This window comes from Arthrobacter alkaliphilus, assembly GCF_021483235.1.
GTDB classification, from domain to species: domain Bacteria; phylum Actinomycetota; class Actinomycetes; order Actinomycetales; family Micrococcaceae; genus Arthrobacter; species Arthrobacter alkaliphilus.
This window is the reverse complement of record NZ_JAKEEC010000009.1, coordinates 81,735-96,435: the sequence shown is the minus strand read 5'-3', so window position 1 is coordinate 96,435 and position 14,701 is coordinate 81,735. Positions and strand designations below refer to the sequence as shown.

Genomic DNA, 14,701 nt, shown 5'->3' with positions numbered 1-14,701 from the left:
TTTCTACGTCGTCCGAGCTAAGTCAATCTTGACAGCTGGCGTCAGTGGTGGTTGCCACGAGGCTGATCCGGATGCTGCACGTCAGTCGAGTTCGCCAAGTCGCCATGCATTCGCTGCGTGTTCAAGGTCCTCGGCTGTCTTCACGAGCTGGTGGGAGTTCCGGGTCAGCTTGCTCGCGTGGCCTTCGTTGGAATGTTCGGCGCTGTCCGCCAGGGTGGCTTGGCCCAGCGCGACGACGCGGCAAAACGCCGCTGAGCGTTCCAGCGCTACGTCGAAATCGCCGTCGAACGCTCCGGAAAGGATGGCATCAGCCATCTGCTTCATTTCGTCCGCTCCCGGTGGCTCGGCTGCCCCCGCCACAACGTGGGAAACCTGGGCGGTGTCCCTGCCGGCCTTGAAGTACACGGAAATGCGCTCGGAGTTCTGCATCGTGGCCGCACGCAATGCATAGAGCCGCCACAATGCGCCGGGCAAAGACCTGGCCGGACTCTCTGCCCACATTTCGGCGATGGCGTCCAGGCCTTGCTCGTCAGCGAGCTTCACAAGGCGCCTGGTGATTTTGGGGTCATCGCTGTCCCGACCGCGCCGAACCAGCGCCTGGGCGGCAAGGTGCGCGGCTTCGGACACGCGCGCGGGGTCCGCACCGCCGGCAAACGGTTCGAAGTCAACCGGCGCGAAGGGTTTCGGCTTATGGTGCCTATTTGCTCCGCCGTACACCGGCGGTCCCGATTGTTCGTTCATGCCCCAACGCTACTCCTGTGTTTTCGCTCGTGCACTCTTTACCGGGGCTGGTTCATTGCGGGCTCGCGATGGCCGACGCATCCTCCCCAGGTTTGGATCAGCCGGGGCTGCGACACGCCGTCGCGGCCGCGCGCCGTCGTCGTAGTTTGGGCCAAAAGAGGGGAGAACGCTCCAGCGCCTGAGCAAAAAAGGTCACGACGGCGCCGGTTCCGCCCGTGTCTGAACGCCCGTTGAGGTTGAGGTACAGTATTTATGGCTGTTTCTACAGTCGGCAGGGGCCTTTAGCTCAGTTGGTAGAGCATCGGACTTTTAATCCGTGGGTCGTGGGTTCGAGCCCCACAGGGCCCACCCTTCACCCCCGGAACCCAACGGTTCCGGGGGTTTACTTATGCCAGGAGAAGCTACGGCGTGGCCCAAGCAGCCGGGTGCCGGCCGAGCGGTCCGGCTGGCTGCGACCAGTGCGCGGTGACGCCGTCGATTCGCCCCGGGAGGGGCGCGCGTCGCGCAGGCCCCCAGTATGTGGTGGTTGCCGTAAGGGCGAAGTCATCCGGTGTGGGTAAAGGCAGGTACTCGCTAGGCGGGGCCAGGGAGTACAACAGATTGGCCGTGCCGATGAGTGAGCCCTTGATGCGGGCGGTGACCGAGTGAGTAAGGCGCCGGCTCAGGGCACGGGCGACCGCCCCGGCCATTAGCCAGCCGGTCGCGTGGTCGAGCGCTTGAACGGGGAGCGGGGCCGGCTCCCCTTGGCCGGTCGCGGTGGCTCCGTCGTCGGCGATTCCGCAGCTCATCTGGACCAAGCTGTCGAACCCGCGGCGATTCCGCCATGGGCCGTCCCAGCCGTAGGCGTCGAGGCTGGCGATGATCAGGGCGGGGCTCGCGGCGGTCAGGGTTTCGTCGTCGTAACCCACGCGTTCCAGGGCGTCGGCACGCAGTCCCGAAACGAGCACATCGGCGCTCGCGAGCAGTTCTTCGAACGTCGCACGATCGGTTGCGGTGGTGAGATCCAAAGCGGCCGTGCGTTTGCCGAGCGTTGTCTCAGGCAGCAGCGACGGCACCTCCTCAAAGCCCGGCGGGTCAATCCGCAGCACGTCCGCACCATAGCCGGCCAGGAACTTGGTGCACACGGGCCCAGCGATCACCCGGGTCAGGTCCAGCACGCGCACCCCGTCGAAGGGCAGTTGCCCGACGGCGTTCGGCGTGCCGGTGCCGGGCGAACGACGTTCGACGACGGTCAGCGGCGGCGCGTCCGCGGTAGCCGCCCCCGGAGCCGAGGCGAGCCACTGGGCGCGACTGTGCATAACGGCAGCGCATCCGCCCGCCGCCACGATCGCGGCCTCCAACTCCTCGGCGGAGAACCGGGCCACTGCGGTCTGGACTGTTTCGCGGTCATAGGCTCCCAATACCCGCTCGACGGCGGCACGGTGGCTTGCGTAGTTGGTGTGCAGCCTGATCCAGGCGTCCGACGCACGATAGTTCCCGGCGATGGGGTCCCACAGGGGTGGCCGGCTCCAGCCGATCGGGGTGAACAGCCGCTCGGAGGCGAACGCGGCGCAGGATTGCCGGCTGTCTACTGTCACAGTTCGCGGCCCTGACCGGCGGCGGGCGGTGAGGAACTGTGCTGCGGCCGTCGTCGCGACGGCAACTGCTCCGGTGGCGAGTCCTGTCACGTCGAAAGCGGCCGGGAGCACCGCTCGAGGTCCCGTGATCGTCGGCTCAGCGTCCGGCCAATCGGCATCATCGGCGCCGGTCGCATGCCACAGGCGGGAGGCCACATCGGCGAAGCTGTCGTTCACACTCATCATTCTTGACGGGGCCGCACCAGACGGGCAATGGCAGCCGGATGCAACGCCTCCTGCCCAAGCGGGCCTTCAACTGCCAGACTGTTCTTCATGCAGGCACTATTGGACGGACTGTCGAACACCAACCCACTCGTGATTGCGTGCATCGTGTTCGCCCTGGTGTTCGCTGAGGATGCAATCTTTGTGGGGTTCGTGATCCCCGGCGAAACGGCTGCGGTGGTCGGTGGAGTGATCGCGAGCCGCGGGGTGTTCCCGTTGTGGGTCATGATCGCCATCGTGGTCACGGCCGCGATCGTGGGCGATACCGTGGGCTACGAGATCGGCAAGCACTTCGGCCCGCGGGTCATGGCCCTGAAGATCCTCGACAAACGCCGCGAGCAGTTGCAAAAGGCCGAGGACTTCCTCAAAGACAAGGGAGGCCTGGCGGTTTTCCTGGGCCGGTTCACCGCGTTCTTCCGTGCCGTCATGCCCGCGCTTGCCGGACTCAGCCGGATGCCATACCGGAGGTTCGCTTTCTGGAACTTCAGCGGCGGCATCGTCTGGGGGTCCTTGTTCGTGACCCTTGGCTTCGTGGCGGGCAACTCGTACGAGGAAGTTGCGCGCTTGGTGGGCCGGGGTTCCGCGGCTGTGGTGGCAGTAATCGCGGTGGCGATTCTGCTTGTGTGGCAGATCAGGAAACACCGCGCCAAGAAGGCCTGAGGCCGCAGGATCACGGAAATCTGACGGAAACCTCAAGGCCCTAGGCTGGTCACAATTCGTTCGGGAGGGGCGGTGAATAGTCGAACTGGATATGCCTGATGTTTGTCGTTATAACCGTAGTAGCTGCCCCGACGTCCTCGGCCGATCTGAGCCTCGAGTGATCTGATGTCCGCCTTCTGCAGCACAGAACTTTAAGGAGAATCGATGCACCTATTGCCCCGTGAGCAGGAAAAGCTCATGATCGTGGTCGCGGCCGACCTGGCCCGCCGTCGGCAATCCCGCGGCTTGAAGCTCAACTTTCCCGAGGCCGTGGCGATCATCAGCTACGAACTCATCGAGGGCGCCCGGGACGGAAAAACCGTCGCTGAGCTCATGAGCTACGGGACCACCCTGCTTCGCCGTGAGGACGTGATGGAGGGCGTGCCGGAGATGATCCATGACGTGCAGATCGAAGCCACCTTCCCCGACGGCACCAAGCTCGTCACCGTCCACGATCCCATCCGCTAGGAGGCCAACATGATTCCCGGTGAGTACCGTCTCCAGGCAGAGCCCATCACCTGCAACAGCGGACGCGAGGCAATCGCCGTCGACGTCGTGAACCGCGGCGACCGCCCGGTCCAGGTGGGCTCGCACTACCACTTTGCCGAGTCGAATCCCGCACTCGATTTTGACCGCGAAGCCGCTTACGGCCGCCGCTTGGACATCCCCGCCGGAACGGCCGCGCGCTTCGAACCCGGCGATTCCAAGACCGTCAAACTCATCGCGCTTGCCGGCAGCCGCGAAGTCTACGGCCTGCGGAACGGCGTCAACGGCCCGCTCGACAGCACGCCCGGCCCGGCGGACGGCAAGGAAGGACAGCCAAATGAGCTTTGAAATTTCGCGAAAGCAGTACGCGGACCTCTACGGGCCGACGACGGGCGACTCGATCCGCTTGGCGGACACCGAACTCTTCCTCGAGATTGAAAAGGACTACACGGCCTACGGCGAAGAGGTCATGTTCGGTGGCGGAAAGGTGGTCCGCGACGGGATGGGGCAGAACGGCCAAGTGACCCGGGACGAGGACGTTCCGGACACCGTCATTTCGAACGTTGTGGTCCTCGACTACACCGGGATCTACAAGGCCGATGTGGCGCTCAAAGACGGCCACATCTTCAAGATCGGCAAGGCAGGCAACCCGCAGATTGCCGACGGCGTGGACATCGTCATCGGGGCCAGTACCGAAATGATCGCCGGGGAAGGCAAGATCCTCACTGCAGGCGGGGTGGACACCCACATCCACTACATTTCCCCGGACCAAGTCCCCACGGCCCTGTGCAGCGGCATCACCACCATGGTCGGCGGCGGCACAGGACCAGCCGAAGGCACCAAGGCCACAACCATCACGCCCGGCAAATGGCACATTTCGCGGATGCTGCAAGCCGCCGAAGGGCTGCCGATCAATATCGGCCTCTTCGGCAAGGGCCACGCATCGGCGATCGAGCCGCTGGCCGAACAGATCCGCGCAGGCGCAGTGGGCCTGAAAGTCCATGAGGACTGGGGCGCCACGACATCCTCCATCGACATGTCCCTGCGCGTGGCCGACGAGTACGACGTACAGGTGGCCATCCACACGGACACCCTCAACGAGTGCGGATTCGTGGAGGACACGATCAAGGCGATCGATGGCCGCGTGATCCACACTTTCCACACAGAAGGCGCGGGAGGCGGGCACGCCCCGGACATCATCAAGATCGCCGGATTGCCCAACGTGCTTCCGGCATCCACCAACCCCACGCTGCCGTACACGCGGAACACCATCGAAGAGCATCTCGACATGCTCATGGTGTGCCACCACCTCAACCCGGACATCCCGGAAGACGTGGCCTTTGCTGATTCCCGCATCCGGGCAGAAACCATCGCGGCCGAGGACGTGCTCCAGGATCTGGGCATCTTTTCCATGACCTCTTCGGATTCCCAGGCCATGGGCCGGGTGGGCGAAGTGGTCACTCGCACCTGGCAAGTGGCCGACGCCATGAAGCGGCAGCGGGGCGTGCTCAAGGACCCGTCCGGCGCCAGCCATGGCGCTGAAAACGGCTTGGGCGCGGAGAGCGACAACTTCAGGATCAAGCGCTACATCTCCAAATACACCATCAACCCCGCCCTCGCGCAGGGCATGGCAGACTCCATCGGCTCCGTGGAAGTGGGCAAATTCGCCGACCTGGTCCTGTGGAATCCGGCCTTCTTCGGCGTGAAGCCGGACCTCGTCATCAAGGGCGGCCAGATTGCCTACGCACTCATGGGCGATTCCAACGGCTCCATCCCCACACCGCAACCGCGCACCATGCGTCCCATGTTCGCCACCCACGGCAAAGCTTTGCAGCAGTCTTCCATCACTTTCCTGTCCAAGGCCGCCATCGACGCCGGCGTCCCGGAAGAGCTAGGCCTTGGACGCGTCATCCGGGCGGTCTCCGGCATCCGGAACCTGGCCAAAGCGGACCTCAAGTTCAACGGCGAGACCCCCGATATCGCCGTCGACCCGGAAACCTACAAAGTGACGGTCGACGGCGAAGACGTCACCTGCGAGCCCTCCGACGTGCTGCCCATGGCCCAGCGCTACTTCCTTTTCTAGATCGCCGAAGGAACCCACATGATCATCGAAAAGATCCTCGGCAACCTGCACGAGCTGCCGCAGGCCGAGGCCGCGGAGCTCGCCAAACTCCACAAGGAGAAGGTGGTCCTGCCCAGCGCCCAGCTGGTCAAACGCATCCAGAGGGTCACCACTGACCACGGGAAGGAACTCGGGATCCGCCTTCCGGCCGGATCCGGGGACCTGCGCGACGGCGACATCCTCTCCGTCGCGGACGCGAACCTAATTGTCGTGTCCGTGCTGCCCACCGACGTCCTGGTCATCGCCGCCCGCAGCATCTACGAAATGGGCGTAGTGGCGCACTCCCTCGGCAACCGCCACCTGCAGGCGCAATTCTTCGACGGCGACTCCGAGTACGGGGCCGAAGTCATGGTGTGCCAGTACGACCACACAGTCGAGGACTACCTCAAACACGTCGGCGTGCCGTACGAACGCCAGGAACGCGTGATGCCGGTGCCGTTTCGCCATGCTGAACATACGCACTGAGTCCGTTCGCCGCAGCGGTCGGTCGGGTTGGGGCGCCGCCGACCCGGTCGGCTTGCCTCCGGCGGGTGATAGGGGCCGTGCCCGCTCCGCGGTGCCCGCCACGCCGCGGCCCCTATCACCCGCCTCCGCTCTGTACGTCACCCCAGCTGCGCTCGGGCGAGGCACCTCATGAGCGGGACTTATCGGCTGGCGCTTCAGCAGTTGTGCGACTCCGCGTTGCCTACTGGTGCATTTGCTCACTCCTTGGGGTTTGAGACGTACATCGAGCGGGGTTTGATTCACGATGAAACCTCGTTCGGGACGTGGTTGTCCGCGTTTGTGGGGCAGCAGTTGACTTATTCGGAGGGGTTGGCCATTCGCTTCCTTTATGAGGGCGTCGATGTGGGGGAGTTGGATGAGCACCTGAGTGCCCAGCTCTTGCCCCGGCAGGTTCGGGAGGCGAGTACGAAGATGGGCGGTCGGCTGCTGGAAATCGGGGCGGAAGTCTTTCCGTCGGCGGAGCTGGAGGCGTACCGGGCCTTGGTGACCACGGGCCGGGCCGCCGGCCACCAGCCGTTGGCGTTCGCCGTCGTCGCGCGCTCGCTCGGCGTGCCCGTCGAGGAGGCGCTCGCCGCGTACCTTTTCGCGACGGTCACCTCGCTGACGCAGAACGCCGTGCGCGCCATCCCGTTGGGCCAGAACTCCGGGCAGCGGCTGCTGCGCAAGGCGCACGACGACGTCGCTGCCGCGGCCGAGCAGGTCCAGCGCCTCGGCTGGGACGACCTAGGGGCCGTCAGCCCCGGACTGGAAATTTCGCAGATGCGGCACGAATGGCAACGTGCGCGCATGTTCATGAGCTAGAACCACAGGAGGACACATGTCTGAACCCATCAAGATCGGCATCGGCGGACCGGTCGGCGCCGGCAAAACGCAGCTCGTTGAGCGCCTCACGCGCCACATGAGCCGTGAAATCTCCATGGCCGCGATCACCAATGACATCTACACGATCGAGGACGCCAAAATCCTCGCGGCCAACGGCATCCTGCCCGAGGACCGGATCATCGGCGTCGAAACCGGTGGCTGCCCGCACACCGCCATCCGCGAAGACACGTCCATGAACACGGCCGCCATCGAGGAACTCAAGAAACGCCACCCCGAGCTGCAGGTCATCTTCGTCGAATCCGGCGGCGACAACCTCTCCGCGACGTTCAGCCCCGAACTCGTCGACTTCTCGATCTACATCATCGACGTCGCCCAGGGCGAGAAAATCCCCCGCAAAGCAGGCCAAGGCATGATCAAGTCGGACCTGTTCATCATCAACAAGACCGACCTCGCCCCATTCGTCGGCGCAGACCTGTCGATCATGGAGCGGGATTCCAAGGAATTCCGCGGAGACAAGCCCTTCTGCTTCACCAACCTCAAGACCGACGAAGGGCTGGACAAGGTCATCGAGTGGATAAGGCACGACGTCCTGATGCTCGACCTGGCGTCATGAGCGCACCCGCGAACGCGACAGCGACGTCGGCACAGGCGCTGGACCCGCTTGCTGGCGCTGCTTTCGGCGCTTCGCCGGATATAGAGGGCCGTGCCCGCTTCGCGGTGCCCGCCACGCCGCGGCCCTCTATATCCGGCTCCGCGGCTGCTGTCGTCTCACCACGCGGGGAGCTCAGTCTGCGGGTCGCGAAGCGTGCGGGGCGTTCCGTGGCCGTGCAGCAGTTTCATCAGGGTGCCTTGCGGGTTTTGAGGCCGCACTACTTGGATGAATCCGGGCAGGTTTGCTACGTCATGGTCAACCCGGGCGGGGCGTATTTGGGGGCGGACCTCTACGTTGTGGATGTGGAGGTCGAGGCCGGGGCTTCGTTGCTTTTGACGACCCAGTCGGCCACGAAGATCTATCGGACGCCGGCATTCCACGCGGAGCAGCGGATGACCATACGGCTCGGAGAAGGTGCCGAACTGGAGTTGGCGCCGGATCAGCTCATCGCCTACAGGGAGGCCAGCTATCGGCAGGATACGCGCATCACTGTTAGTCCGACGTCGAGCTTCGTCATGGCGGAAGTGATCACTCCCGGTTGGTCGCCGGACGGCGCGTCTTTCAAGTACCGGGAACTGCGGCTGCGGAACGAGATCCGGGTGGAGGGCGACGACGGCGCGGCGTTGCTTGCGCTCGACAACCTCCTCATCCGCCCACCCCAGAGCGATGTGACGGGATTGGGCTTCATGGAGGGGTACAGCCACCTGGGTTCGCTCGTCGTCGTGGATCCGCGCGTTGACCAGGCGCTCGCCGACGAACTGCGCCAACTGACGGCGGGGTACGACGCGTATACGGGCTTGTCGTTGACGCGAACCCTTGCTGGCACGACAGGACTGGTCCTACGATCCCTGTCGAACAGCACCGAGGAACTGAATCGATTGCTCGGTGCCTGTACCGGCCTTGTGCGCGGACGCTGGTATGGCAGGGCGCCGCTGAACCTTAGGAAGTACTGATGACTTCACTTGCCGAGTTCGCTTCGATGTACCGCCAGCGTGAGCATCTGCCCATGAAGTCGCGCCTTGCCTTCATGTTCGGTTCGGTCGTCCTCCTGCACTTTGCCGCCGTCGTCCTGCTGTTCGTGGGTGGTACCGGTGGCGGGCAGCCGCTCGCGCTGGGCCTCGTGCTGACGGCCTACGTGGCCGGTATCAAGCACAGTTACGACTGGGACCACATCGCCGCGATCGACAATTCCACCCGAAAATTCGTGGCACAGCGCAAAGACCCGGTGAGTGTCGGCTTTGCCTTCAGCCTGGGCCACAGCTCCGTGGTCATCCTGGCAGGTGTCATGGTGGTCGGGGGCGCCGGACTGGTGGGCCAGCTCATGGAGGACGGCACCACCGGGCACCTCGTGCTCGGGCTGATCGGCAGCGTCGTCTCAGGGCTCTTCCTCTTGGCCATGGGCATCTTCAACGGCTCGGCATTCGTCCGCACCGTGAAGCTGTACCGCACCGCCCAAGCCGGCGGCGCGATCGCCGTCGAGGACCTCGAGACCAAAGGGGCCATCGCACGGCTCCTGGCCAAGCCGCTATCCAAGGTCCAGCGTCCGCGGAACATCTACGTGATCGGGTTCCTGTTCGGCCTGGGATTCGATACCGCCACCACCATCGGGCTGCTGGTGCTTACGACGGCGGCGTCGCTCGCCGGTGTGTCCGTGCTCGCCCTCCTGGCGTTGCCGCTGGCCTTCACCGCGGCAATGACACTGTGCGATTCGGTCAACGGCGTGGCCATGATGCGCATGTACAAGTCCGCCATCCACGATCCCCGGCGCAAGCTCGGATTCAACGCCATCATCACCGGCATCTCGGCGTTCTCGGCACTCTTCATCTCGGTCATCACGCTGGGCGGGTTCCTCAACACGGCCTTCCGCCTCACGGATCCCGTCACCACATGGCTGGGCGATATCGACCTCGGCGACGCCGGGCTGGTGCTGATTGCGCTGTTCGCGGTCGTGTGGGCGGTTGCTGCCCTGCGGCTGCGGGCATCGCGCCGCCGCGCCTAACCCGGAACTGCTAACCCCTAAACGGGACGCCCGGTCACCTTTGGGCCGAATTCTGACGACGCCCGGTCACCTTTGGGTCGGATTTCAACGACGCCCGGTCACCTTTGGGTGGAAATCTGACGACGCCCGGTCACTTTTGGGGCGGATTCCAACGACGCCCGGTCACTTTTGGGTCGGATTCCAACGACGCCCGGTCATCTTCGCCTCCGACGACGCCCGGCCGAGGGGCTATTTCTTGGCCTGCAGCCACTCCAGCAGCCGGGCAAGCGGCCACGTCGTGATGATTCTCTCGGCTGGGACCCCATTGGCTTCCGCCCGCTCTGCGCCGTACTGCAGGAAATCGAGCTGGCCGGGAGCGTGCGCGTCACTGTCGATGCTGAAAAGGCAGCCTGCATCGAGGGCGATCTGGATTAGTTCGTCCGGCGGATCCTGGCGCTCGGGCCTCGAATTAATTTCGACGGCGACCGAGTGCTCGGCGCACGAAGCGAAGACTTCCCGGGGGTCAAACTCCGACGGCGGTCTAGTTCCCCGCGATCCCTTAACCAAGCGACCCGTGCAGTGGCCGAGGACATTGGTGTGCGGGTTTTCGATGGCCGCGAGCATCCGCCGGGTCATCGGCCCCTTTTCGGAGCGGAGCTTGGAGTGCACACTGGCCACCACGACGTCCAACTGACCGAGCAGGTCCTCGGACTGGTCCAACTCGCCACCTTCCAGGATGTCTACTTCGATCCCGGTCAATAGCCGGAAGCCCGGCTCCTGGCCGTAGCGCTCGTTGATCCCATCCACAACGGTGAGCTGCTCCATCAAGCGCTCCGGACTCAGCCCGTTTGCGATCGTGAGGTTCGGAGAATGATCGGTCAACGCAATATATTCCCGACCGAGTATACGAGCCGCATCGGCCATGACCTCAATCGGCGAGCCGCCGTCTGACCAGTTGCTATGGCTGTGCAGGTCGCCTCGGAGCTCGGCGTTCAGCTTATGTCCACCGTTCGCCAAGGGCTCGGCGCCGCGACGCCGGAGGTTCTCAAGGTAATCCGGAACGCGGCCGTCCACGGCCTGGCTGATCACCTCGTAGGTCCTGCTGCCGATTCCCTTGGTCCTTTTGAGGCGGCCATCTTTCAGCCGGGCAGCCAGCTCCTCCTGGCTCAGCTCCGCGATGATGCCCGCAGCTCGGCGGAACGCCTGGACCTTGAAGCTGTCTGCAAGTTCCCGTTCCAGCCAGAAGGCGGTTTCGTTGAGCGCGTCGATTGCGTCCATGGCTCAATCATGTACCACGCCGCGCCCCTATGTACGTGACCGGGCGTTTGGGTTTGGGCGCCCATACGTGAGTGGGGGTTCCAGTTTGGGCGCCCGTATGTGACCGGGGGTTTGGGTTTGGGTGGTTGGTTGTGACCGGGCGTTTCGGTTTAGGCGTCTGTATGTGAGCAGGCGTTCCCGGGTTTGGGGCGTCATGCTGACGGAAATAACTGGGCCGGCCACCACCCCCCTGCAATAATCGGAACCAGTTGCCTCGCTCGAGTTGGATGCGGGGCGGTATGCACCTTCGGACGAATCACATCGCAGACGAGGCGGACATGACCAACACTCCCATCCAGCAGGACACCTACACCACGGCGATTCCATCCACTTTGGACTCCGCCATTGACGAGGATCTGCTTCACCGGCTCGCGGATGTCCATGGCGTCGGGACATCGTTCAATGGCTGGGATGGGCTGCAACACGACGTTTCACCCGCCACATTGATCCAGGTACTTGGTGCCCTCGGAGTTGCCGCGCATTCCAACGAACAGATCGAGGCGGCGCTCGCGGAAGCGGAAGTGGCGCCGTGGCGGCGGATGCTGCCACCCGCCGTCGTCGTCCAGGAGGGGACTGCGACGGCTGTGCACGTCCACGTCCGCGACGGTTCGCCCGTCCGCCTGACCATTTCACTCGAGGACGGAACGGAACGTGCCGCGGTTCAACAGGAGGACTGGGAACCGCCGCGCGAGGTGGACGGAGTGCCCACAGGCCGTGCCACGTTCGAGGTGCCCGCCGGGTTGCCGCTCGGCTGGCACTCGCTCACGGCCGAGTCCGACGGCGTGTCGGCCACCGCCGCCCTCGCAGTGGTTCCAGCCAAGTTGCAGACGGCATCGCAGCTCGAGGAACGGCGGGGCTGGGGACTTGCCACGCAGCTGTACTCCGTTCGCTCGAAGCGCTCTTGGGGCATTGGAGATTTCGCGGATTTGGCCGACTTGGCCGCATTGACCGGCGCTCGCGGGGCTGACTACATCCTCGTGAACCCCCTGCACGCCGCAGATCCGGTGCCTCCGGTCCAAGCATCGCCGTATTCTCCGTCCTCCAGGCGATTCTTCAACCCCCTCTACATCCGGGTAGAAGATATTCCCGAGTTGGCATATCTAAAGCCACGGAAACGCGCCACGGTGGATCGGCTCTTGGATCACGTCCACGCGCTCAACAGGGATGCGGAACGGCTGGACCGGGATCAGATCTTTGCCGCCAAGCTTGCCGCCTTGGAACTCCTTCATACCGTCAAGCTTTCTCCGGCCCGGCAACGCGCCTTCGAGGAGTTCTGCCGCGAGTCCGGCCCGGGACTGGATGACTTCGCTCTTTGGTGCGCGATCCGTGAGGACCGCTCGCCGGAGGACCGCTTCTGGCAGGACCCCGGGACCACCCTCGGTTCGCCGATTGTTGAATCGATGCGCCAGGCATTGGCCGATCGGATCGGTTTCCACCGGTGGCTCCAGTGGATCTGCGATGAGCAGCTCGAGTCAGCCCAGGCCGCGGCAAAGCGGTCTGGCATGCGCTTGGGAGTGGTGCACGATCTCGCCGTCGGGGCGGACCTGAGCAGCGCAGACGCATGGACCCTGCGCAGCAGCTTCGCGCCGGGTGTCAGCGTTGGCGCACCGCCGGACATGTACAACCAGCTCGGCCAGAACTGGAACCAGCCGCCGTGGCACCCGATCCGTTTGGCCGAAGCGGGCTACGCGCCCTTGCGCGCGATGCTCTCCACCGTCCTCCGCCATGCCGGCGGAATCCGCGTGGACCACATCCTGGGGCTCTTCCGCTTGTGGTGGGTGCCCGCCGGCAACTCCGCCCGCGACGGCGCCTATGTCCGCTACGACCACGAGGCCCTCATCGGCATCCTCGCCTTGGAGGCGCACCGCGCGGGAGCGGTGGTAATCGGTGAAGACTTGGGCGTCTTCGAGCCGTGGGTGCGGGACTACCTTGCCGCGCGCGGCATCCTGGGCACGTCCATTCTCTGGTTCGAGTACGACGGCGACTCGCCCCTGCCGCCTGAACGCTACCGAACGCAGGCCCTCGCGAGCGTCAACACCCATGACCTCCCGCCGACCGCGGGGTATCTCGCCGGCGATCACGTGGAACTCCGCAGCCGACTGGGCTTGCTCGAACGGAGCGTAGCCGAGGAACGAGCCGAGCACGAGGCCGGCCTGGACAAAATGATGGCCTTGCTGCGGGAACGGGGCCTGCTGCCGGCCGACGGACAAGCGCTTGGCGAGGAGCAGGTCATCGAGGCGCTGCATCGGCTGCTGGCCCTCGCGCCGTCGGTCCTGCTGGGCGTCGCGTTGGTGGATGCCGTGGGGGAACGGCGCGTGCAGAACCAGCCGGGAACGACTTCGGACGTATACCCCAACTGGCAAGTACCTCTGGCCGACGACCGCGGACGCGCCGTGCTCATCGACGACCTCGACGCGAACCCTCGGTTCAACTCGTTGCTTGCGGCAGTGGATGAGGCTGTCCGCGGCTAGGTAGCCAGGACCAAAGCCGTGGGCGAGCCCGTGGCCAGCTGCTCGCGGACCACGCCCGGGATGCCCGTGGCACGGTCCAGGGCGAACGTGGTGACTTGGTTGGAACGCTCGTGCGCCACGTGGAGCCAGCCGTCGCGGACCAGGTGGTGGCGGGGCCAGTCTCCTCCGCTGGGCACGTCAGCAACGGCACGGAGCCGGGTTCCGCTACCTTCGACGGCCAATACGGAGATCCGGTTGGAGCCTCGGATCCCCGTGTAGACGAAGCGGTTGTCCGGGGACAGCGCGATCTCCGCTGCGGCGTCGCCGTCGGCGGCTCCGCCGGCAGTCGCGGGACCGCGATGGTGGAGGACAAAGCGGCCGTCCGCGCCGGGCAGGAGCACCGCCACTTCGATGGAGTATTCGGTTGCCACGAAGACCGCGTCGGCGGTGGGGTGCTGGACCAAGTGCCGCGGGCCGCTGCCCAGGGGGAGCGCGACTTGGTGGTCGGGAAGCAGCCCTGTGTCCGGGAAGTAGTTCCACACCCGTACGAGGTCGAAGCCGAGGTCCGTGGTCATGACCCGGCCGTCCTCGAGCATGAGGCTTGCGTGGGCCCTGCTCACCCGCGGACCGCCGGTAGCGACGTCGACGGCTCCGTCGACGCCGGCGTGGGGGTCCTTCGCGGGTGGCGCGGCAAAGCGCGAGATGATGCCGCCGTCGTCGTCGAGGCCGTAGAGCAGCACGTTCCCGTCGCCCCAACAGTTGACCACGATGAAGCGGGCGGAAGGGTCGACGGCGACGTGGCAGGCCGCGGCTCCGGCCGGCCAGGCCCCGCCGAGCGGCTCAAGGCCGAACGGTCCAGTCCGCCGGTATGCCCGGACCGTCTGCGCGGCCTCGGCCACCGCATAGACCACGGGCAGCGTCGGATGGACGGCAAGGAACGACGGCGACGGCGCTTGGACCGCGGTGCCCAGCCAATCCAGGCTTCCATCTGCCCGGGCGGCAATGGCACCGATGCCCGCTCCGTGCCCGTCGCTGTCCGCCGTGTATGAGCCCAACCAGATCAGCGTTCCGTCGGTGTCCTCTGCCATGCTT

At 65.1% G+C, this 14,701-nt stretch carries 14 protein-coding genes and 1 tRNA gene; 11 read left to right on the top strand and 4 right to left on the bottom strand.

The genetic code is table 11. From position 1 onward, the window contains the following. Window positions 1-81 precede the first annotated feature (81 nt). A complete protein-coding gene (locus L0B83_RS08800; protein WP_234758030.1) occupies window positions 82-741 on the bottom strand; it encodes a hypothetical protein in 660 nt (219 codons plus the stop codon). Between the two features lie 275 nt (window positions 742-1,016). On the opposite strand from L0B83_RS08800, the gene L0B83_RS08795 reads away from it, so the two are divergent. Beyond that, window positions 1,017-1,089: transfer RNA gene (locus tag L0B83_RS08795), tRNA-Lys, on the top strand. A gap of 53 nt (window positions 1,090-1,142) precedes the next feature. On the opposite strand, the gene L0B83_RS19880 is transcribed toward L0B83_RS08795, so the two are convergent. Continuing rightward, complete coding sequence (locus L0B83_RS19880) at window positions 1,143-2,534, bottom strand: CoA transferase (RefSeq protein ID WP_234758029.1); 1,392 nt, start codon at window positions 2,532-2,534, stop codon at window positions 1,143-1,145. 96 nt (window positions 2,535-2,630) lie between these two features. Here L0B83_RS19880 and L0B83_RS08785 point away from each other — a divergent pair, with 96 nt between their 5' ends. The 9 genes from L0B83_RS08785 to L0B83_RS08745 all read left to right on the top strand — a co-directional run bounded on the left by L0B83_RS08785 (window position 2,631) and on the right by L0B83_RS08745 (window position 9,863). Next, a complete protein-coding gene (locus L0B83_RS08785; RefSeq protein ID WP_234758028.1) occupies window positions 2,631-3,239 on the top strand; it encodes a DedA family protein in 609 nt (202 codons plus the stop codon). Between the two features lie 204 nt (window positions 3,240-3,443). Continuing rightward, window positions 3,444-3,746, top strand: a complete 303-nt coding sequence (locus L0B83_RS08780; RefSeq protein WP_078106942.1) for an urease subunit gamma — start codon at window positions 3,444-3,446, stop codon at window positions 3,744-3,746. 9 nt (window positions 3,747-3,755) lie between these two features. Further along, window positions 3,756-4,112: an urease subunit beta gene (locus L0B83_RS08775; protein ID WP_234758027.1), complete on the top strand. Its 357-nt coding sequence runs from the start codon at window positions 3,756-3,758 to the stop codon at window positions 4,110-4,112. After that, the gene (gene ureC / locus L0B83_RS08770) at window positions 4,102-5,847 is read left to right on the top strand and encodes an urease subunit alpha (RefSeq protein WP_234758026.1); all 1,746 of its coding nucleotides are present in this window, start codon (window positions 4,102-4,104) and stop codon (window positions 5,845-5,847) included. The genes L0B83_RS08775 and ureC overlap by 11 nt, the downstream gene beginning before the upstream one ends. Window positions 5,848-5,865: 18 nt before the next feature. Then, the gene (gene ureE, locus L0B83_RS08765) at window positions 5,866-6,351 is read left to right on the top strand and encodes an urease accessory protein UreE (RefSeq protein WP_234758025.1); all 486 of its coding nucleotides are present in this window, start codon (window positions 5,866-5,868) and stop codon (window positions 6,349-6,351) included. Between the two features lie 168 nt (window positions 6,352-6,519). Beyond that, window positions 6,520-7,191 carry an urease accessory protein UreF gene (locus tag L0B83_RS08760; protein ID WP_234758024.1) on the top strand — a complete coding sequence of 224 codons (672 nt, stop codon included), beginning with the start codon at window positions 6,520-6,522 and terminating at the stop codon, window positions 7,189-7,191. Window positions 7,192-7,207: 16 nt separating this feature from the next. Then, window positions 7,208-7,825, top strand: a complete 618-nt coding sequence (gene ureG, locus L0B83_RS08755) for an urease accessory protein UreG (protein ID WP_234758023.1) — start codon at window positions 7,208-7,210, stop codon at window positions 7,823-7,825. Then, window positions 7,822-8,817 (top strand): urease accessory protein UreD, encoded by a 996-nt coding sequence (locus L0B83_RS08750; protein WP_234758022.1) that lies wholly within the window; start codon window positions 7,822-7,824, stop codon window positions 8,815-8,817. The genes ureG and L0B83_RS08750 overlap by 4 nt, the downstream gene beginning before the upstream one ends. Next, window positions 8,817-9,863, top strand: coding sequence for a HoxN/HupN/NixA family nickel/cobalt transporter (locus L0B83_RS08745; RefSeq protein WP_234758021.1), 1,047 nt, complete (start codon window positions 8,817-8,819; stop codon window positions 9,861-9,863). Before L0B83_RS08750 ends, L0B83_RS08745 begins: the two co-directional genes overlap by 1 nt. A 228-nt stretch (window positions 9,864-10,091) precedes the next feature. Here the strand turns inward: L0B83_RS08745 and L0B83_RS08740 are convergent, their stop codons facing one another. Then, the gene (locus L0B83_RS08740) at window positions 10,092-11,120 is read right to left on the bottom strand and encodes a PHP domain-containing protein (RefSeq protein WP_234758020.1); all 1,029 of its coding nucleotides are present in this window, start codon (window positions 11,118-11,120) and stop codon (window positions 10,092-10,094) included. Between the two features lie 317 nt (window positions 11,121-11,437). On the opposite strand from L0B83_RS08740, the gene malQ reads away from it, so the two are divergent. Further along, the gene (malQ, locus tag L0B83_RS08735) at window positions 11,438-13,630 is read left to right on the top strand and encodes a 4-alpha-glucanotransferase (protein ID WP_234758019.1); all 2,193 of its coding nucleotides are present in this window, start codon (window positions 11,438-11,440) and stop codon (window positions 13,628-13,630) included. Here the strand turns inward: malQ and L0B83_RS08730 are convergent. Continuing rightward, complete coding sequence (locus tag L0B83_RS08730) at window positions 13,627-14,697, bottom strand: lactonase family protein (protein ID WP_234758018.1); 1,071 nt, start codon at window positions 14,695-14,697, stop codon at window positions 13,627-13,629. The two genes, malQ and L0B83_RS08730, sit on opposite strands and share 4 nt — an antisense overlap. Window positions 14,698-14,701 lie beyond the last annotated feature (4 nt).